Here is a 17,028-nt window from a genome sequence, read left to right as displayed (position 1 = left end):
TCACGGCCCGGACGCAGAATTTTGATGGAGGTGCCCGTAGTGGCAAAGCAGGCAACCGCTGATAAGCGTCAGCGACGCGAACGCGGATCCATCAATCCGGACGACATCATCAGCGGCGCCTTCGAACTCGCGGAGCAGGTATCCATCGACAACCTGAGCATGCCGCTGCTCGGCAAACACCTCGGCGTCGGCGTCACCAGCATCTACTGGTACTTCCGCAAGAAGGACGATCTGCTGAATGCGATGACGGATCGCGCCCTCAGTAAGTATGTGTTCGCCACCCCGTACGTCGAAGCGAGCGACTGGCGCGAGACCTTGCGCAACCATGCGCGCTCGATGCGTAAGGCGTTCATGGGTAACCCAATTCTGTGCGACCTGATTCTGATTCGCGCGGCGCTGAGCCCCAAGGCGGCGCGCCTGGGCGCCCAGGAGATGGAGAAGGCGATCGCCAACCTCGTCGAGGCCGGCCTCACGCCCGAGGACGCCTTCGACACCTACTCCGCGGTGTCGATGCACGTGCGCGGGTCGGTGGTGCTGCAGCGGCTCTACGAAAAGAACCAATCGAGCGACGTCGGACCGCGCGCCATCGAGGACGCCGTCGCGATCGATCCCGAGAAAACCCCGCTCCTCGCCCAGGTGACCCGGATAGGTCACCGGATCGCCGCGCCCGATGAAACCAATTTCGAGTACGGCCTCACCTGCATCCTCGATCACGCCAGCCGGCTGATCGAGGAAGGCAAGGCATCCAAGGGCGGCAAGTCTGCGCCATCCCGGCCGCGCAAGGGCGCCAAGGCCCCCGCTCGGCGGACCAAGGCCGCCGCGGCGCGCTAGCCTCTGGATCGGCGAATCGCGTTATCACGCTTCGGGTTCCGGCACGTGGAAGTGTTCGTCGCGTAGCCGGAACGCCTCCTTGGTGCCGTGCTGAGCGCGGGTCTTGACGAAGTTGAACTCGTCCGGCCCGAATTGCAGGTTGGTGCCGAAGGCGTGGAAGAGATAGCTGGCGACTTCCTCACCGTTGTACGCCTGGGTCTGCTCGACGAGGCGGAACGCCTCCTTGGCGATGACGACTCCGTCGGCGGGCATCTTGGCCGCCTTCTCGGCCCAGTACCGGGCGCGGGCGGTGACGGTTCCGGGATCGCATGTGTCGGTGAAGATTCCGAGCTGCTCGATCTCGCCCGCTTCGATGACGTCGCCGGTGAGCAGCAGGCGCCGGGCCAGGACCGGTCCCAACCGATGGAAGAACATGTGCAGGCTGCCAAGCGCGGGGCCCAGGAAGCGCGTTGCCGGCATGCCGATCTTGGTGTCGCGCGCGATGACGGAGATGTCGGTCATCAGCGCCATCTCGAAGCCGCCGCCCAGGGCGTAGCCGGCGATCTCCCCCACCGTCACCTTCGGGAAGCCCATGAAGTTGTGGTAGAAGCCAAATGACTTGCGGTCCACGGTCAGTCGCCTGCGCTGGCTGGGGCGGCGCTTGGCCGGTGGACCATCTTTCGCGTCCTGTTTGCCATACCAGCCGTATGCGTTGTTCATGTCGGCGCCGGTGCTGAAGACCCCGCCGGCCCCGCGCAGCAGCACCACGGTGAGGTCGTCGTCGTCGGCGACGCGGTCCAGACAGCGGGCGACGGCGTCGCGCATGGCGGCGTCATACGAGTTGCGCTGCTTGGGGTTGTTCAGCGTGATCGTCGCGATCCGGCGGGCCGGGTCGACCTCGAAAAGCACACGATCGTCCGGGTTGCTCGAGGCTGTCATCTGTCGGATTCCTTTCGCCGCCTGCCGAATTTGAATCCGGTCAGTTTCTCCGGCGGTGAGGCCAACGTGTTGACCTCGCCGGTGCACAGCACTTCATCGTCCAGCAGCAGCCGGGCCGTCGACGTGATCCCCCGTTCGACCTGCGAGCGAACGATGTCGAAGCGCAGCTCGGTCAGCACCGGCGTCGGCCGGCGGAACGTCACGAGCAGTGATCGCGTCTTGCCGGAAAGGCCCGTCACGCAATTGTGGTGCTGTATGACGCAGTCGATGAAGACGCCGAGGAAGCCGCCGTGCACCAGTCCCGGCGGCCCCTCGTAGACGAGCGGAAAGCACACCGTGCCGCCGGCCTTCTCGGCATCGAAATGCTCGAACCGGTACTCCGGAAAGCACGGGTTGTAGGCGCCGATGTCGGTGGCGTGATTGAGATAGACCCGCCGCGGGTCGTCGTCCATCACACCGATTCGGGGCGCGTTGTCTGTCGGAGCGGCCGCGGACAGCTCGCGCTCCCAGTCGGCGAACTTCGCCAGCATCTGGTCGACCGCGGGGTGATCGTGCTCGAGGCTGAGCAGCAGCGAGCTGAGGCGCCGCAGGGCGCCGGCCGCGGCGATGGTCTGCGCGAGTGGCGCCTCGCCGAATTTGGCGTCGTGAGTGCTCGTCGAAGCGGGTGTGCCCTCGGCCATGCAACCCTCTTTCGCCCGGCCGTTCCGCCAGGATATTTCCGTCGGGAGCGTTTCCTTGCTAACTTATACAGCGTATCAATCGTATTGCCTACTGTATGGGTAACCGTATCGGCGGAGAAAGGCCGGATTCGACGGTGAGTCAAGGGGCCGAAACGGCCGGGGCCGAGGGTTCGGTAACCGTGTGCCGGGACGGCGCGGTTTTGCGGGTCACGCTCGACCGCCCTTCTCGTCGTAATTCGTTGACCCAGTTGATGATCGCGGCTTTGGTCGACGCGCTGACCGACGCCGCCGCCGACGATTCACTGCGGGCGATTCACATCCGCGGCGCCGGAGACGACTTCTGCGCGGGCGCCGACTGGGTGGCCACCAATGATCGGCAGCGACCCCGGGCCGGTGATCTGGTGCGGCGGATTCCGCATGGGGCCCATCGCGTGATCGAGCTCGTCGGGACCATTCAACTGCCGGTGGTGTGCAGCGTGCGGGGATGGGCCGTCGGGTTCGGTTGCAACCTGGCGCTGGCGGCGGATTTCACGGTGGCCGCGACCGACGCGGTGTTCTGGGAGCCGTTCGTGGAGCGTGGCTTCAGCCCGGACTCGGGTTCGACGTGGCTGCTGCCCCGGTTGGTCGGCGTGGCCCGGGCGAGGCGAATGCTGCTGCTCGGCGAGAAAGTCGGCGGGACGGACGCCGCCGACAGGGGATTGATTCACCAAGCGGTCAACCCGTCCGAACTCGATGGCGCCGCCGAAGGACTCGTGAAGCGGCTGGCCTGCGGGCCGACGGTCGCGATCGGGCTGGCCAAGCAGGCGCTGGCTTTCGGTCAGCACGCGACGCTGAGCCAGTCCCTGACGCAGGAGCTGTTCAATTTGGAACTATCCTGTCGAACAAGCGATTTCAAGGAGGGCCTGGAAGCCTTCCGGCAACGACGGGATCCGGATTTTCGTGGTCGCTGACCGGAAACGCTGCAATCCTAGGGCGCCGAGTGTGGGCGCTAAGTACGGGAACTGCCTTGAACCCGTCCATATGCCCCACGCTCGTCGATCGCCCCGGGCGTCAAACGAGAGGAGCAGGGATGCCCACTGACTCGTTCGACACCATCGACTACGACGTCGACGGGCACACGGCCACCATCACGCTGAACCGCCCGGACGCCCTCAACGCGCTCAGCCCGCACATGATCACCGAGCTCCGGGCCGCCTACGACGAGGCGGAAAACGACGACAAGGTGTGGCTGCTCGTCGTGACCGGCACCGGCCGCGCCTTCTGCACCGGCGCCGACGTCAAAGCCATTCCCGCCGACGGCAAGGTGATCTACGAGCGGCCGTATCTTTCGACCTACGAACAGTGGGAGGCGCCGCAGGAGGGCACGCCGCCGTTTCGGCGGATGGCCAAGCCGGTGCTGACCGCCGTCAACGGTTTGTGCTGCGGGGCCGGGCTGGACTGGGTCACCACGTCCGACATCGTCATCGCGTCCGACCGCGCGACGTTCTTCGATCCCCACGTCAGCATCGGGCTGGTGGCCGGTCGCGAGCTGGTGCGCCTGGCGCGGGTGCTGCCCCGGTCGGTGGCGCTGCGGATGGCGCTGATGGGCAAGCACGAGCGGATGAGCGCGGAGCGCGCGTTCGATCTGGGGTTGATCAGTGAAATCGTCGAGCACGAACAGCTTCTCGAGCGGGCCCATGAGATCGCCGGCATTGTCAACTCCAATGCGCCGCTGGCGGTTCGGGGGACGCGGCTGGCCATCCTCAAGGGACTGGATCTGCCGCTGCACGAGGCGGAGATCCTGGCCGAGACGTTCCGTGAGCGCGTCCTGCGCACCGAGGACGCGCAGGAGGGCCCCAAGGCGTTCGTGGAAAAGCGGCCCCCGGATTGGCAGTGCCGATGAGCGAGCCGGCCACCTTCGAAACCATCCTGCTCGACGTCGACGCCTCCGACCACGTCGCCACCATCACCCTGAATCGACCCGACCAGCTCAACGCGTTCAACCGGACCATGTGTGAGGAGATGGCCCGGGCCTGGCGCGTCGTCAAACTCGACGAGTCGGTGCACGCGGTCGTGCTGCGGGCGGCCGGCGGCCGGGCGTTCAGCGCCGGGCTGGACGTCAAGACGCCATATGGCCAGCCCGAAAACGTCTGGAACCACGAGGATCCCGGTGAAGCGCTGAGCCCCAAGTGGCAGAAGATGTGGAAACCGCTGGTGTGCGCCGTCCAGGGCATCTGCACCGCGGGCGCGTTCTACTTCGTCAACGAATCCGACGTCGTCATCTGCTCAACGGACGCAACGTTTTTCGATTCGCACGTATCGGCCGGGCTGGTCTGCGCGCTGGAACCGATCGGCCTGATGCGGCGCATCGGCCTGGGCGAGACGCTGCGCATCGCGCTCATGGGCAACGACGAACGGGTGAGCGCCGACACCGCGCTGCGGATCGGCTTGGTGTCGGAGGTGGTGCCCGGCGACCGGCTGTGGGCCCGCGCCCACGAGATCGCCGCGGCGATCGCCGCGAAGCCGCCGTCGGCGACCCAGGGCACGGTGAAGGCGATCTGGGAGTCGCTGGACAAGCCCTACCGGGCCGCCCTGGAGCAGGGGCTGATCTATACGCGGCTGGGCAACCCGCTCGGCACCTCCGAGCTGGGCGACCAGCCCGTTGACAGGGGCGAACCGAAGATCCGCTGATGGCCGATCACCCGCTGAGTCAACGCATCGCCGATGTGCTGGGCCTGCAGCCGGACGCGCGCGCCATCGAGTACGACGGCCGATGGCTGTCGTGGGGCCGGGTCGGCGAGGCGGCAGCGCACACCGCGTCATCGACGGCCGAACACAGCGCTGTCGGGATGCTGCTGCGCAACCGGCCGGGCCACGTGGCGGCCTTCCTCGGTGTGCTGCTCGGCGGCGGGACTGTGGTCACCATCAATCCGTCGCGGGGCGACGAACGCACCCGGGCGGACATCGCCGCGCTGCGCCTGCCGCTGGTCCTCGGCGAGCCCGGCGACCTGGCGACGCTGGTCACTCCGGGGACCCCGACGGTCGCGATCTCGGGTCTCTTGGACGACTCCCCCGGGCCTTTGCGACCTGCGGGCGGCCCCGCTCCCCGGCCGGGCGTGGCGGTGCGGATGTTGACCAGCGGAACCACCGGTCCCCCCAAGCGAATTGACCTCAGCTACGACATGCTGGCGCGCAGCGTGATGGGCATCGAGCCGGGCCCGGCGCCCACTCAGCCGCGGCGCGGCGTCGCGATCGTCAACTCGCCGCTGGTGCACATCGGCGGCGTGTTCCGGGTGCTGCAATGCGTCACCGCGGCGAGACCCTTCGTGCTGCTGGAACGATTCGAGCTGAACGCATGGGCCGATGCGGTGCGCAGGCACCGGCCCCGCGCGGTGTCGCTGGTCCCGGCGGCATTGCGGACGGTGTTGCACTCCGATTTGCCGCGAGCCGACCTGGACAGCATCCGCGCGGTCACCTGCGGCACGGCTCCGCTGTCGGCCGACGACGCCGACGCCTTCACCGAGAAGTACGGCATTCCCGTGTTGACCTCCTATGCCGCAACCGAATTCGGCGGTGGTGTCGCCGGCTGGACCCTCGACGACTACCGGAAACACTGGAGTGCGAAGCGCGGCAGCGTCGGTCGGGCCAACCCGGGTGCGCAGCTGCGGGTGGTCGATGACGACGGCAAGGTGCTCGGGCCCGATCGGGTGGGCCTGCTGGAGGTGAGGCCGGGACAGCTGGGGCCGTCGGCCACCTGGATGCGGACCACGGACATGGCGCGAATCGACGCGGACGGCTTCGTCTGGATCGTCGGGCGGGCCGACCAGGCGATCATCCGAGGCGGGTTCAAGGTCATGCCCGACGACGTGCGCATCGCGTTGGAGGACCACCCCGCAGTCGCGGGCGCCGCGGTGATCGGGCGATCCGACGAACGGCTCGGCGAGGCGCCGGTCGCCATGGTGGAACTGCGCGAGCCCGCATCGACCGACGCGCTGGTGGAATACCTGCGAACGCGGCTGGCGCGCTACGAGATTCCCACCGAGATCGCGCTGGTGGACGCGATCCCCCGGACGCCGTCCGGTAAGGCCGATCTGGGCGCCGTCCGGCGCTTCTTCGACGAATCCGCCGCGCAGCGCGACCATGCCCGGTGAGCTGACGGTCGGCGGCATCCTGCGGCACCGGGCGCAAGTGCGCGGTGACCACCCGCTGCTTGTCTGCGACGCCGAGCGCATCAGCTATGCCGAAGCCGATCGGCGGTCGGCGGAGCTCGCCCGCGGCCTGATCGCCCACGGTGCCGGGAAGGGAACGCATGTCGGCCTGCTCTACCCGAACGGCGCCGAGTTCGTCGTCGGGATGCTCGCGGCCGCGCGAATCGGCGCGGTGGTGATCCCGTTTTCCACTTTCGTCACAGCTCGCGAGTTGGGCGAGCAGCTGGTCGACAGCGATGTCGAAATACTGTTGAGCGCCCGGTCGTTTCGCTCCCACGATTACGCGGAGCGGATCGCCGAGGTGCTGTCGGACCCCGGCTTCGATTCCCGCGAGCGACTGCTGGTCGCCGCCGCGCCGCAGCTGCGCCACGTGGCGATCACCCACGAGCGGTTTTGCCGCGCGGCCACCGTCGTCGAACCAGCGTTGTTGGAGGCGATGCAAGACGACGTCGAGGGCTGCGATCCGCTGACCGTCGTCTACACGTCGGGCTCGGCGGGCGCCCCCAAGGGGGTGGTGCACACCCACGCCGGGTTGCTCGAGCATCAGCGAAACCTCAACGAGATCCGCGGTTTGACGGCCGCGGACAGGCTGTTTTGCAATTCGCCGTTCTTCTGGATCGGCGGGTTCGCATTCGGCCTGCTGGCCACGCTGGTCGCCGGCTCCACGCTGGTGTGCTCCAACGCCACCGACGCCGGTGCGACGCTCGACTTGCTGGAGGCCGAAAAGCCGACGATGACAAATGGTTTCGCCGCCGCGGTCGCGCACCTGGCCCAGCACCCGAGCTTCGCCGGACGTGATCTGTCGTCGATGCGGCGCGGCAACCTCTACCCGATCATGCCGCCCGACGCCCGGCCGGCCGACCCGGAGCTGCGACACAATATGCTCGGCATGACCGAGGCCGGCAGCGTCGTGCTGATCGGCGACGACGAATCCGACCAGCCCGAAGCGCGACGCGGCTCGTTCGGCAAGCCGGCGTCGGGATTCCAGACCAAGATCGTCGACCCCGATCCCGCGGGCGTCGGCGAGCTGTGCATCCGGGGGCCATTTGTGATGCAGGGCTACTACGGGCGCAGCCGCGAAGAGTGCTTCGACGCCGACGGCTGGTTCCACACGGGCGATTTGGTGCGTGTCGACGCCGAGGGATTCTTCTATTTCGTCGGCCGGAGCGGCGCGATGATCAAGACGGCGGGCGCCAACGTCTCGGCGGCGGAGGTGGAGAGGGCGATCGCTAGGGTCACCGGCGCCGAGGCTCACGTCGTGGGCATTCCGGACGCCGAGCGGGGCGAGTTGGTTGTCGCCGTCGTCGTCCAGCCCGGTCTCGACGAAAGCGCACTGCGGGACCGGCTGAGGTCGGAGTTGTCGGCCTACAAGATTCCCCGGCGGTTCATCACCCTGTCCCCTGCCGAACTGCCGCTGCTGTCCAGCGGGAAGGTCGACGCCCGGCGGCTGAGGGAGCTGTTCGATGCCTGACACTATCGACCAGCTGGTGCGGTCACAAGCGGTGCGGCATGGTGCGAAGCCGATGGTGATCGACCCGCTTTCCCGGCTCAGCTATCGCGAACTGGACACGACCACAAGCGATTTGGCGACATCCTTCGTCGATGCCGGGGTCGGCAAGGGCACCCGGGTCGGGCTGATCATGCCCAATTGCGTCCGCTGGGTTCAGATCGCCATCGCCCTGACCCGCATCGGCGCCGTGCTGGTGCCGCTGAGCACCCTGCTGAAGCCCGGCGAACTGATCGCCCAGCTGCGCGCGGCTTCGGTGCAATTCCTGGTGAGCGTCGAGGAATTCCGCGGCCACCGCTACCTGGACGACCTACGGCCCGTGCCGCGACTCGAACTCCCCGCGCTGCGCCAGGTTTGGCCGGCCGACCGGCTCGCGGCACCCAGTGATGCGGCCCGCGGGATCGTCGACGCCATGACCCGAACGGTCACCCCCGCCGACCCGCTGGTCATCATGTTCACCTCGGGCAGCAGCGGAGCACCCAAGGGCGTCATCCACTCCCACGGCAACGCGTTGGGCGCGGTGCGCTCGGGCCTGGCGGCGCGCTGCATCACCCCCGACACTCGCCTGTACCTGCCGATGCCGTTCTTCTGGGTCGGCGGCTTCGGTAGCGGGATACTGTCGGCGCTGCTGGCCGGCGCCACCCTGGTGACCGAGGAGATACCGCGGCCCGAGACCACCCTGCGGCTGCTGGAAGCCGAGCGGGTCACGCTGTTTCGCGGCTGGCCCGACCAGGCCGAGGCGCTGGCCCGGCACGCCGAAACGGTCGGCGCCGACCTGTCGGCGTTGCGGCCGGGCAGCCTGGACGCGTTGCTGCCGCCCGAATTGCGGCCCGCACCGGGAGCGCGGGCCACGCTGTTCGGTATGACGGAGGCGTTCGGGCCGTATTGCGGCTATCCCGCCGACACCGACATGCCGGCCGCGGCATGGGGAAGTTGCGGAAAGCCGTTCAGCGGCACGGAGGTTCGCATCGTCGAACCGGACAGCGGCGAGCCGGTCCCGGCGGGAACCGTCGGCGTGATTCAGATCCGGGGACCGCACACACTGCGCAGCATCTGCCGTCGCAGCCGCGAAGAGCTGTTCACCGCCGACGGCTTCTACCCCACCGGCGACCTCGGCCGCCTCGACGGCGACGGGTTCCTGTTCTATCAAGGCCGATCCGACGACATGTTCAAGGTCAGCGGCGCGACGGTGTATCCCGGCGAGGTCGAGCGGGCGCTGCGCACCATCGACGGCGTCGTCAACGCCTATGTCACCAACGTGTCCGGGCCGTCGGGCGAACGGGTCGGCGCGGCGGTGGTGGGAGCGGGGACTCTGACGGCCGAGCAACTGAGCGCATCGGCCCGAAAGCTGCTGAGCTCGTTCAAGGTGCCGACGCTGTGGCTGTTGCTGGAATCCGACGACGACGTCCCACGCGGCGGCACCGGCAAGGTCGACGCCCATCGCCTGCGGGAGGTGTTGCTCGACAACGATCGCCGAGCGCGTTAGCCGACGACCGCCGGCATCGAGTCCCACCCACGTACCGTGGACGTCCGTGAGCGGCGGGCGTTGGCGAGGTCTATTTGCCACTCCGGGAATCGCTTCAGCACCTCCTCCAGCGCTACACGAGCCTCCAGCCGGGCCAACGGCGCACCGACGCAAAAGTGAGCTCCACGGCCAAACGTCAGGTGCCCACCCGGTTTTCGGTGAATGTCAAAGCGATCAGGATCGTCGAAGTGGCGCTCGTCGCGATTAGCCGACGCCAGCATGACGAGCAGTGCGCTCCCCGCGGGCACCGTCTGTCCTTGAAAGCGGACGTCCCCGGTCGCGACGTACCTCGCGACGTGCGGACCGGGAGGCTCGAAGCGCAGGAGTTCTTCGATAGCGACTGCGATGAGGGACTGATCGTTGACGAGTTCCTTGCGCTGATCGGGATGCTCAGCCAGTACCTTGCCCATCCATCCGAATAACCGACCCGTGGTTTCCACGCCGGCACCCGCGACAACCGCCAGGAAGATCAACAATTCTTGCTTGGTCAACCGACGCGTTGCGCCCGTCTCATCCTCGAACTCGACGTTGAGCAGCTCGGTGATCAGATCGTCAGAGGGATGCTTTTCGCGCCACGAGACATATTCGGTGAACATGTCGCCGTCGAAATAGTGATCCTTGTCCACGGGCAATGGCTTGCCTGGCTCGTTGCGCAGGACGCGATGGGCCTGGGCCCGCACCGAGGGTTGGTCGGCGTCCGGGATGCCGACGAGCATGCCAATGGTTCGCATGGGAAGTTCGCGTCCTAGGTCGAGTACGAAGTCGAAGCTCTCTCCACCGATCAGCGGGTCGAGGCAGGCCGCGCAGAACGCGCGCACCTGGCCCTCGAGTGCCCGCAACTTTTTCGGCACGAAAGCCCGTGACACCAATGCGCGATGGATCGTATGCAGCGGCGGATCCTCATTGATGAAGACTCCGGGCGGCATCACGGGATCGGTCTTCACCACCTCCAGGATGTCGCCTTTCGCCGAGCTCAACCCGTTCGGGTCCTTCAGGGCCGCCTCGACATCCGCGTAACGGCTCACTCCCCAAAAATCGTGGCGCTCGTTGTAGTACAGCGGGGCCTCGTCGCGTAGCCGTCGATAGACCGGGTACGGGTCGAGGTCGATCTCGACGTCCCACGGGTCGTAATACAGGTCCCGGCGCAATGTCCCTCCTAAGCGGTGCCTATACGACCATATAGCATCTGCTGTACGCTCGTACAGCAGATGGTGTGGAGGAAGGGTTGGTTAGGTGAGCGATCGGTTCCGCCTCGATGGGCGAGTTGCGATGATCACGGGCGGCGGCACGGGAATTGGGAGAGGCAGCGCATTGGTGCTCGCCGAGCATGGAGCTGACGTCGTGCTCGCGGGCCGACGCCCCGACCCGCTCGAGTCCACCGCCAAGGAGGCACAGGCCCTGGGCCGACGGGCACTCGCCGTGCCCACCGACGTGACCAGCCCCGAAGCATGCCAAGCACTCGTAGACGCAACACTTCGGGAGTACGGCCGGATCGACATCCTGGTGAACTGCGCGGGCGGCGCGGAGACAAAGTCCATATTGAAATGGCCCGACGACGACTTCGCGCACACGCTCGCCCTCAACTTCGGTGCAGTGTGGCATCTCTCGCGCGCGGCGGCCAAGCCGATGCTGGAACAGGGCAAGGGCGCGATTGTCAACATCTCCTCCGGGGCAAGCCTGTTGGCCATGCCACAGGCGGCGCCCTACGGCGCCGCCAAGGCGGCGGTCAATAACCTGACCGGCTCGATGGCCGCGGCCTGGGCCCGCAAGGGCATCCGCGTCAACGCGATCGCCGTGGGAGCCGTGCGTGCGGCCACCCTGACGGATGATGCTGCCCGCTATGGGCTCGATCCCGAGGCGATCGCGATGACGAACGGCGTGGGCCGCCTCGGCGAACCCGATGAGATCGGATACGGCGTGCTGTTTTTCGCTTCCGATGCCTCGAGCTTCTGTTCGGGGCAGACGCTGTACATGCACGGCGCGCCGGGGCCGGCCGGCGTCTGATCTGGTCAGGTTACCAGCGGGTCGCGTCTGGCGTCTCCATCGTCAATGGCCGTTGATACGACAGGTCGTGGCGATCGCGAGTGCCGACGAGGTAACCCTGCTCCTTGAAGAACTTCGATTGCAACACGCGCGCGTCGGCCAGGAACATGCCCTCCACCGTCGACCGTCGAACGGCTATGCGCCACTGACCGTCTCGGCGCTCCAACCGATCCAGGTAGCGACCCGTGATGAACTGCGCACTGCCGCGATCACGGCCGATGAGCACCACGATGACGTAGCTTTCGGCGTGTGCCGTATCGCCATCGATTTCGCATGAGTGCGTGGTGATGTTGTGGGTGTGGACGATCGAGGTCTCGGCGTGAGTGTGGTTGGCCCAGCCCGCGTAGTCCGACCCCGAATTGACCGCGACGCCGTGCTCGTCCACGCCGTCTTCGTGGTAGGCCGCGCGGATGAGGTCCGCGTCGTGGCGGTCGCAACCCCGCGCGTGGCGCGCGATGCAATCGAGGATGGCGGTGCGATCAAGTAGGTACTGGACGTCGCGCCGCAACGCGCCCAGGTCGGTATCTGTGGTCATGCGTCTCCTGATCGTCGGAACCGAGCCCGTTGGTGCACGGCATCGGCGCACGACTGTGAGACTATACGGATGTACAGCATATGGCGAGTGTGAAAATGGTCCTACGTGAAGGAGGCGCCCATGGCAACAAAACCCCGTCGCGTCGGTGCCGAGACGTCCAAGACCCGCGACGCGCTCCTTGATTGTGTCGAGACGATGATGCTCGAGGAAGGCTACGCCAGCGTGACCTACCGCGCGCTGGCCGCCAAGGCGGGGGTGACACCGAGCCTGGTGCAGTACTACTTTCCGTCCCTCGACGAGATCTTCCTCGCGGCGATCCAGCGGTATTCCGAACGCAACCTCGCCGTGCTGGCGAACGCGCTTGAAGCCCGATCCGACGATCCGCTGCACGCGCTGTGGGACTTCAGCTGGGATGAGGCGACCGGGGCCCTGATGACCGAGTTCCTCGCGCTCGGTAACCATCGCAAGTCGATCCGCTCCGCGATCGCCGACGTCACAAACGGCGTGCGCAAGATCGAAGTCGAGGCGCTTGCGCGAAAGTTCGGCAAGGGAGCGCGGCTGGACGGCGATCTGTCGCTGAGTGCGGTCGCTTTGTTGGTGACCGGAATCCCCAAGTTTCTGAACCTTGAAGAAGGCGTAGGTGTCCGCGCCGCACACGACGAAGTGGTCAACGCGATCGAAAAATATCTCGATTCCCTCGAGACGCGGTCGACCCGCCGCAGGCGGAGGCGGTCGCACTCGCGCGGGTGACATGCGTTGAGGTCCCGAAGTGTGCTATACAGTCGTACAGACACGTTGCAGTACGTGCGTATAGCAGGGAGGCTTGGTGGACACGCCGAATCGGGTCGCGGTGGTCACCGGTGGCGGCTCGGGACTTGGGCAGGCGATCGCTACCCGCCTCGCTGAAGGCGGATGTCGAGTAGCCGTTCTCGACCTGAACGGAGAGGCCGCAGACAACGTGGCCCGCGACCTTCAGGCCGGTGGCGCCAGCGCCCTCGGCATTCAGGTCGACGTTGCGGATTCGGACGCCGTCGCCCAGGCATTCGCGACGGTGCGAAATGCGTTGGGCCCGGTCGAGATCCTGGTGACGAGCGCCGCCATTGCCGGCTTCACGCCGTTCCACAAGATCGCGCTCGACGAATGGAATCGCTACCTGGCGGTGAACCTGACCGGTACTTTCCTTTGCCTGCAGGCGGCGCTGTCCGACATGGTGGCGGCGAAATGGGGCCGCATCGTGACCATCTCGTCGGCCGCCGGGCAGCAGGGCGCGGTCGGCCAGGGCCACTACTCCGCTTCCAAGGGCGGCGTCATCGCGCTCACGAAGACTTTGGCGCAGGAGTACGCGTCGCGCGGAATCACGGTCAACACCATCCCGCCTTTCGTGATCGACACTCCGATGCTGCGCGAGCAACAACTAGCCAAGAAACTTCCGCCCGCGGAGGTTCTGGCCAAGGCCATTCCCGCGGGACGGCTGGGAACTTGCGACGATGTCGCCGCGCTGTGCGCATTCCTGTGCTCAGAGTCGTCGGGCTATGTCACCGGTCAGGTTGTCGGCGTCAACGGCGGCGCCGTTCTGTAGACCGGAGGCCAATTGATGTCGAACAGCAGTCCGATCGCCGTCGTCACGGGCGCCAGTCGAGGGGCCGGTGCGGGCATCGCACGCGCGCTCGGTGGCCACGGGTATACCGTGTACCTGACCGGGCGCACCGAAAAGCCTGGCCAATCACCGCTTTCCGGGTCAATCCAGGAAACCGCGGAGCAAGTCAACGCGCTGGGCGGCAAGGGCATTGCTGTCCGTGTCGACCACTCCGACGACGAACAGGTGAAGGACTTGTTCGAACGGGTCGGACGAGAGCACGGCAGGATCGACATATTGGTCAACAACGCCGCGATCATCCGGGACGAGATGATGGGGCGGACCAAATTCTGGGAAGAGCCGCTCAGCGTCATCGACACGCTCGGCGTTGGCTTGCGCAGCAGTTACGTCGCCACCGTCTTTGCCGTGCCCCTGATGTTGCCGCGACGCAAAGGCCTCGTGGCCTTCACCTCCGCTTCGGGTGCGGCGCACTATGCGTTCGGTCCCGCATACGGCGTGCCCAAGGCCGGCGTCGACAAGATGGCCGCGGACATGGCGGTGGACCTCAGAGACACCGGAATCGTTGCCGTGTCGATCTGGATGGGCTCGCTGCTGACTCAGCGGGTGCGGGACATCGTCGCACGCAATCCGGCGAAGCTCGGGCACGTCCTCGACATAGCCGAGACCCCGGAACTGACGGGGCATGTCATTTCGCGGCTTTACGAAGATCCAGATCTCACGCTATACAGCGGTCAGACCCTCATCGGCGCCGAGCTGGCCGTCAAGTACGGCATCAAGGACGAGGGAGACCGCCAGCCACCGTCGTGCCGCGACCTGCACGGTGTTCACCCGCATCCTCAGTTCCCCTATGTGATGCGGTGATTCAGCCCCAGAGGCAGCTTACGGCACCCGCGTCCAGGGTTGACAGTTCTGCGACTCGAAGGCCTTGACCGTTGAATTGATGTTCGCGTACATCGGACCGATGGAGGTATTCGTCTGCAGCACATGGTCCTTGCTCGCATCGGGCGTGCTGTAGGTGAACCACGAGCACATCGACTCCTGGGTCGGCACATTGTTGATCCAAACCCCGAACGCCGACCCCGATCCGCCCGTGTGGTAGAGGCCGGGCGCGATGTCGGGTCCGACGAGAAAGACGCCATTGCCGGGAATCGGGTCGAGCGGGTCGGCGACGGCCGGCGGCGCGAACGAGAGCATGCATACGGCCAGTGCGGCCGATGTGCGAAGCATCGGGGGCATCTCTTCTCTCCGTACGGTCGCCCCCCATGGCAGGGTATGCCTCCGCGCGCCCGCGCACCAAGAGCTAATCCCGCGAACGGTTCATGTCCACCACGACCCCATGGGCGGTGAGGTGATCGATCAGCGGAACGGCACCCGCGGCGAGGTGTTCCGACATGGCGGCGCGCGCGAGCGTGTCGTCGTGCTTTTTGAGCGCGGACAGGATCCGGCGATGGTCCCTCATCGATTGCTCCGGCCAACCCTTGATGGCCGGGAACACCGATTCGGGTGCGTAGCGGGTGATCTGGGACATCAGCTGGGCAAGCTTCGGCGAATCCGCGGCCACGTTGATGGCCCGGTGAAATTCGTGGTTGAGACGGACGGTGCGCTCGTGGTCGTCGCCGGCGTAGGCATCTTCGAGTTGCGCCTGGATCTCCTTGAGTTCGCGCAACTGCTCGTCGGTGATGTTGATCGCGGCCCGCGCGGCCAGCTCGCCGCCGACGTGCGCCTGCACGTTGGCGACGTCGGCGACGTCGCGCCCGGTCACCGGCAACACCACGAACCCGCGCCGGGGCTGCTGCGCGATCAGCCCCTCGGCGCGCAGGGCAAACAACGCCTCACGCACCGGCGTGACGCTGATCCCCAATTCCGCGGCCAATTGGTCCAGACGAACGTAGGACCCCGCGGTGTAGGTACCGTCGAAGATCCGAGTGCGGACGAAGCGCGCGACGTCCTCCGAAAGCTGGGGCCGCGCGGCGAAATCCGGAACGATCATCGCCTCACACCTGATATTCGGCGAGCAGTCGCTTGCTGATGATGGACTTCTGGATCTCGCTGGTGCCCTCGCCGATGAGCAGGAACGGCGCGTCGCGCATCAGCCGCTCGATCTCGTATTCCTTGGAGTAGCCGTAGCCGCCGTGGATCCGGAAGCTCTGCTGGGTGACCTCCGAACAGTATTCGCTGGCAAGGTATTTGGCCATCCCGGCGGCCACGTCGTTTCGCTCCCCGGAGTCCTTCAGCCGGGCCGCGTTGACCATCATCAGGTGCGCGGCTTCGACTTTGGTCGCCATCTCGGCCAGCTGGAACGCGATGGCCTGATGCTCGGCGATGGGTTTGCCGAAGGTGTGGCGCTGCTGCGCGTAGCGCACCGCGAGCTCGAAGGCACGGATTCCGATGCCGCAGGCTCGCGCCGACACGTTGACCCGGCCGACCTCGATGCCGTCCATCATCTGGAAGAACCCCTGCCCCGGGGTGCCACCGAGGATGTCGTCGGCGCTCGCCCGGTAGCCGTCGAAGATGAGCTCGGTGGTCTCGATGCCCTTGTAGCCCAGCTTGTCGATCTTGCCGGGAATCGTCAGCCCCGGAACGACTTCGCCGAAACCGACCGGCTTCTCGACGAGGAACGCGGTCAGGTTGCGGTGCGGCTTGTCCGAGCCCTCGTCGGTGCGCACCAGCACGGCCACCAGCGTCGACGTGGCGCCGTTGGTCAGCCACATCTTCTGGCCGTCGATCGCATAGCTGCCATCGGAATTCCGCGTGGCCCGGGTGCGGATCGCGGCCACGTCGGAGCCCAGCTCGGGCTCCGACATCGAAAACGCGCCGCGGGATTCGCCGATCGCCATGCGCGGCAGAAACCGCCGCTTCTGCTCGTCGGTGCCGTGCTGGCGCAGCATGTACGCCACGATGAAGTGGGTGTTGAGCACACCGGACACGCTCATCCAGCCGCGTGCCAGCTCCTCGACGCACAGCGCATAGGTGAGCAGCGACTCCCCCAGACCGCCGTACTCCTGCGGAATCATCAGCCCGAACAGGCCCATCTCGCGCATCTGATCGACGATCTCCTGCGGGTAGGTGTCGGCGCGTTCGAGTTCCGGCGCGTTGGGAATGACTTCCTTGTCGACGAATTGCCTTACCGTGGCGATGATCTCGGTCTGAAACTCGGTCAGGCCGAGGGTTTGCGCGAGTTTCGTCATGCGCTGTCCTTCCGTTG

Annotated in this window: 18 protein-coding genes; 11 read left to right on the top strand and 7 right to left on the bottom strand. The window is 66.5% G+C overall.

The features are described 5' to 3' along the window. The first annotated feature begins 24 nt into the window (after window positions 1–24). Window positions 25–831 carry a TetR/AcrR family transcriptional regulator gene (locus tag AC5Y6X_RS11305; RefSeq protein ID WP_499986561.1) on the top strand — a complete coding sequence of 269 codons (807 nt, stop codon included), beginning with the start codon at window positions 25–27 and terminating at the stop codon, window positions 829–831. Window positions 832–855: 24 nt separating this feature from the next. On the opposite strand, the gene AC5Y6X_RS11300 is transcribed toward AC5Y6X_RS11305, so the two are convergent. After that, window positions 856–1,749, bottom strand: a complete 894-nt coding sequence (locus AC5Y6X_RS11300) for an enoyl-CoA hydratase/isomerase family protein (RefSeq protein ID WP_499986560.1) — start codon at window positions 1,747–1,749, stop codon at window positions 856–858. Further along, window positions 1,746–2,429, bottom strand: a complete 684-nt coding sequence (locus AC5Y6X_RS11295; protein WP_499986559.1) for a hypothetical protein — start codon at window positions 2,427–2,429, stop codon at window positions 1,746–1,748. Before AC5Y6X_RS11295 ends, AC5Y6X_RS11300 begins: the two co-directional genes overlap by 4 nt. A gap of 134 nt (window positions 2,430–2,563) precedes the next feature. Between AC5Y6X_RS11295 and AC5Y6X_RS11290 the strand changes: the two genes are divergently transcribed. The 6 genes from AC5Y6X_RS11290 to AC5Y6X_RS11265 all read left to right on the top strand — a co-directional run bounded on the left by AC5Y6X_RS11290 (window position 2,564) and on the right by AC5Y6X_RS11265 (window position 9,609). Next, window positions 2,564–3,379 (top strand): enoyl-CoA hydratase/isomerase family protein, encoded by an 816-nt coding sequence (locus AC5Y6X_RS11290; protein ID WP_499986558.1) that lies wholly within the window; start codon window positions 2,564–2,566, stop codon window positions 3,377–3,379. 119 nt (window positions 3,380–3,498) lie between these two features. Next, window positions 3,499–4,311: an enoyl-CoA hydratase/isomerase family protein gene (locus AC5Y6X_RS11285; protein WP_499986557.1), complete on the top strand. Its 813-nt coding sequence runs from the start codon at window positions 3,499–3,501 to the stop codon at window positions 4,309–4,311. Further along, window positions 4,302–5,099, top strand: a complete 798-nt coding sequence (locus AC5Y6X_RS11280) for an enoyl-CoA hydratase/isomerase family protein (protein ID WP_499986556.1) — start codon at window positions 4,302–4,304, stop codon at window positions 5,097–5,099. Before AC5Y6X_RS11285 ends, AC5Y6X_RS11280 begins: the two co-directional genes overlap by 10 nt. After that, a complete protein-coding gene (locus AC5Y6X_RS11275) occupies window positions 5,099–6,559 on the top strand; it encodes a class I adenylate-forming enzyme family protein (RefSeq protein WP_499986555.1) in 1,461 nt (486 codons plus the stop codon). The genes AC5Y6X_RS11280 and AC5Y6X_RS11275 overlap by 1 nt, the downstream gene beginning before the upstream one ends. After that, window positions 6,549–8,087 carry a class I adenylate-forming enzyme family protein gene (locus AC5Y6X_RS11270; protein ID WP_499986554.1) on the top strand — a complete coding sequence of 513 codons (1,539 nt, stop codon included), beginning with the start codon at window positions 6,549–6,551 and terminating at the stop codon, window positions 8,085–8,087. The genes AC5Y6X_RS11275 and AC5Y6X_RS11270 overlap by 11 nt, the downstream gene beginning before the upstream one ends. Then, window positions 8,080–9,609 carry a class I adenylate-forming enzyme family protein gene (locus AC5Y6X_RS11265; protein WP_499986553.1) on the top strand — a complete coding sequence of 510 codons (1,530 nt, stop codon included), beginning with the start codon at window positions 8,080–8,082 and terminating at the stop codon, window positions 9,607–9,609. Before AC5Y6X_RS11270 ends, AC5Y6X_RS11265 begins: the two co-directional genes overlap by 8 nt. On the opposite strand, the gene AC5Y6X_RS11260 is transcribed toward AC5Y6X_RS11265, so the two are convergent. Beyond that, on the bottom strand, window positions 9,606–10,796 hold the full coding sequence (locus tag AC5Y6X_RS11260; RefSeq protein ID WP_499986552.1) for a cytochrome P450: 1,191 nt from the start codon (window positions 10,794–10,796) through the stop codon (window positions 9,606–9,608). The two genes, AC5Y6X_RS11265 and AC5Y6X_RS11260, sit on opposite strands and share 4 nt — an antisense overlap. Before the next feature lie 85 nt (window positions 10,797–10,881). Between AC5Y6X_RS11260 and AC5Y6X_RS11255 the strand changes: the two genes are divergently transcribed. Then, on the top strand, window positions 10,882–11,652 hold the full coding sequence (locus AC5Y6X_RS11255) for an SDR family NAD(P)-dependent oxidoreductase (RefSeq protein WP_499986551.1): 771 nt from the start codon (window positions 10,882–10,884) through the stop codon (window positions 11,650–11,652). A gap of 10 nt (window positions 11,653–11,662) precedes the next feature. Here AC5Y6X_RS11255 and AC5Y6X_RS11250 read toward each other — a convergent pair whose 3' ends face one another. Next, complete coding sequence (locus tag AC5Y6X_RS11250; RefSeq protein ID WP_499986550.1) at window positions 11,663–12,226, bottom strand: nuclear transport factor 2 family protein; 564 nt, start codon at window positions 12,224–12,226, stop codon at window positions 11,663–11,665. 120 nt (window positions 12,227–12,346) lie between these two features. Here AC5Y6X_RS11250 and AC5Y6X_RS11245 point away from each other — a divergent pair, with 120 nt between their 5' ends. The 3 genes from AC5Y6X_RS11245 to AC5Y6X_RS11235 all read left to right on the top strand — a co-directional run bounded on the left by AC5Y6X_RS11245 (window position 12,347) and on the right by AC5Y6X_RS11235 (window position 14,684). Further along, window positions 12,347–12,976, top strand: coding sequence for a TetR/AcrR family transcriptional regulator (locus AC5Y6X_RS11245; protein ID WP_499986549.1), 630 nt, complete (start codon window positions 12,347–12,349; stop codon window positions 12,974–12,976). A gap of 100 nt (window positions 12,977–13,076) precedes the next feature. Then, window positions 13,077–13,805 (top strand): SDR family NAD(P)-dependent oxidoreductase, encoded by a 729-nt coding sequence (locus AC5Y6X_RS11240; protein WP_499986548.1) that lies wholly within the window; start codon window positions 13,077–13,079, stop codon window positions 13,803–13,805. Between the two features lie 15 nt (window positions 13,806–13,820). Then, a complete protein-coding gene (locus tag AC5Y6X_RS11235) occupies window positions 13,821–14,684 on the top strand; it encodes an SDR family NAD(P)-dependent oxidoreductase (protein ID WP_499986547.1) in 864 nt (287 codons plus the stop codon). An 18-nt stretch (window positions 14,685–14,702) separates the two neighbouring features. Here AC5Y6X_RS11235 and AC5Y6X_RS11230 read toward each other — a convergent pair whose 3' ends face one another. From AC5Y6X_RS11230 to AC5Y6X_RS11220, 3 genes are all read right to left on the bottom strand, one after another. Then, entirely contained in the window at window positions 14,703–15,059 is a 357-nt protein-coding gene (locus tag AC5Y6X_RS11230) for an Rv1352/Rv1906c domain-containing protein (RefSeq protein ID WP_499986546.1), read from the bottom strand. 64 nt (window positions 15,060–15,123) lie between these two features. Beyond that, window positions 15,124–15,813 carry a GntR family transcriptional regulator gene (locus AC5Y6X_RS11225; RefSeq protein ID WP_499986545.1) on the bottom strand — a complete coding sequence of 230 codons (690 nt, stop codon included), beginning with the start codon at window positions 15,811–15,813 and terminating at the stop codon, window positions 15,124–15,126. 4 nt (window positions 15,814–15,817) lie between these two features. Further along, window positions 15,818–17,011, bottom strand: a complete 1,194-nt coding sequence (locus AC5Y6X_RS11220; protein WP_499986544.1) for an acyl-CoA dehydrogenase family protein — start codon at window positions 17,009–17,011, stop codon at window positions 15,818–15,820. Window positions 17,012–17,028 lie beyond the last annotated feature (17 nt).

It is taken from the genome of Mycobacterium sp. NGS26, from assembly GCF_059813025.1.
Note: the sequence above shows the minus strand (reverse complement) of the source record. Positions and strands in the feature narration are given on the sequence as shown.

What these genes read in the sequence shown, in the direction of transcription:
- AC5Y6X_RS11305 (WP_499986561.1), top strand. Translation starts at nt 25, where the DNA reads ATGGAGGTGCCCGTAGTGGCAAAGCAGGCAACCGCTGATAAGCGTCAG.
- AC5Y6X_RS11300 (WP_499986560.1), bottom strand. Translation starts at nt 1,749, where the DNA reads ATGACAGCCTCGAGCAACCCGGACGATCGTGTGCTTTTCGAGGTCGAC.
- AC5Y6X_RS11295 (WP_499986559.1), bottom strand. Translation starts at nt 2,429, where the DNA reads ATGGCCGAGGGCACACCCGCTTCGACGAGCACTCACGACGCCAAATTC.
- AC5Y6X_RS11285 (WP_499986557.1), top strand. Translation starts at nt 3,499, where the DNA reads ATGCCCACTGACTCGTTCGACACCATCGACTACGACGTCGACGGGCAC.
- AC5Y6X_RS11275 (WP_499986555.1), top strand. Translation starts at nt 5,099, where the DNA reads ATGGCCGATCACCCGCTGAGTCAACGCATCGCCGATGTGCTGGGCCTG.
- AC5Y6X_RS11270 (WP_499986554.1), top strand. Translation starts at nt 6,549, where the DNA reads ATGCCCGGTGAGCTGACGGTCGGCGGCATCCTGCGGCACCGGGCGCAA.
- AC5Y6X_RS11265 (WP_499986553.1), top strand. Translation starts at nt 8,080, where the DNA reads ATGCCTGACACTATCGACCAGCTGGTGCGGTCACAAGCGGTGCGGCAT.
- AC5Y6X_RS11250 (WP_499986550.1), bottom strand. Translation starts at nt 12,226, where the DNA reads ATGACCACAGATACCGACCTGGGCGCGTTGCGGCGCGACGTCCAGTAC.
- AC5Y6X_RS11245 (WP_499986549.1), top strand. Translation starts at nt 12,347, where the DNA reads ATGGCAACAAAACCCCGTCGCGTCGGTGCCGAGACGTCCAAGACCCGC.
- AC5Y6X_RS11235 (WP_499986547.1), top strand. Translation starts at nt 13,821, where the DNA reads ATGTCGAACAGCAGTCCGATCGCCGTCGTCACGGGCGCCAGTCGAGGG.
- AC5Y6X_RS11230 (WP_499986546.1), bottom strand. Translation starts at nt 15,059, where the DNA reads ATGCCCCCGATGCTTCGCACATCGGCCGCACTGGCCGTATGCATGCTC.
- AC5Y6X_RS11225 (WP_499986545.1), bottom strand. Translation starts at nt 15,813, where the DNA reads ATGATCGTTCCGGATTTCGCCGCGCGGCCCCAGCTTTCGGAGGACGTC.
- AC5Y6X_RS11220 (WP_499986544.1), bottom strand. Translation starts at nt 17,011, where the DNA reads ATGACGAAACTCGCGCAAACCCTCGGCCTGACCGAGTTTCAGACCGAG.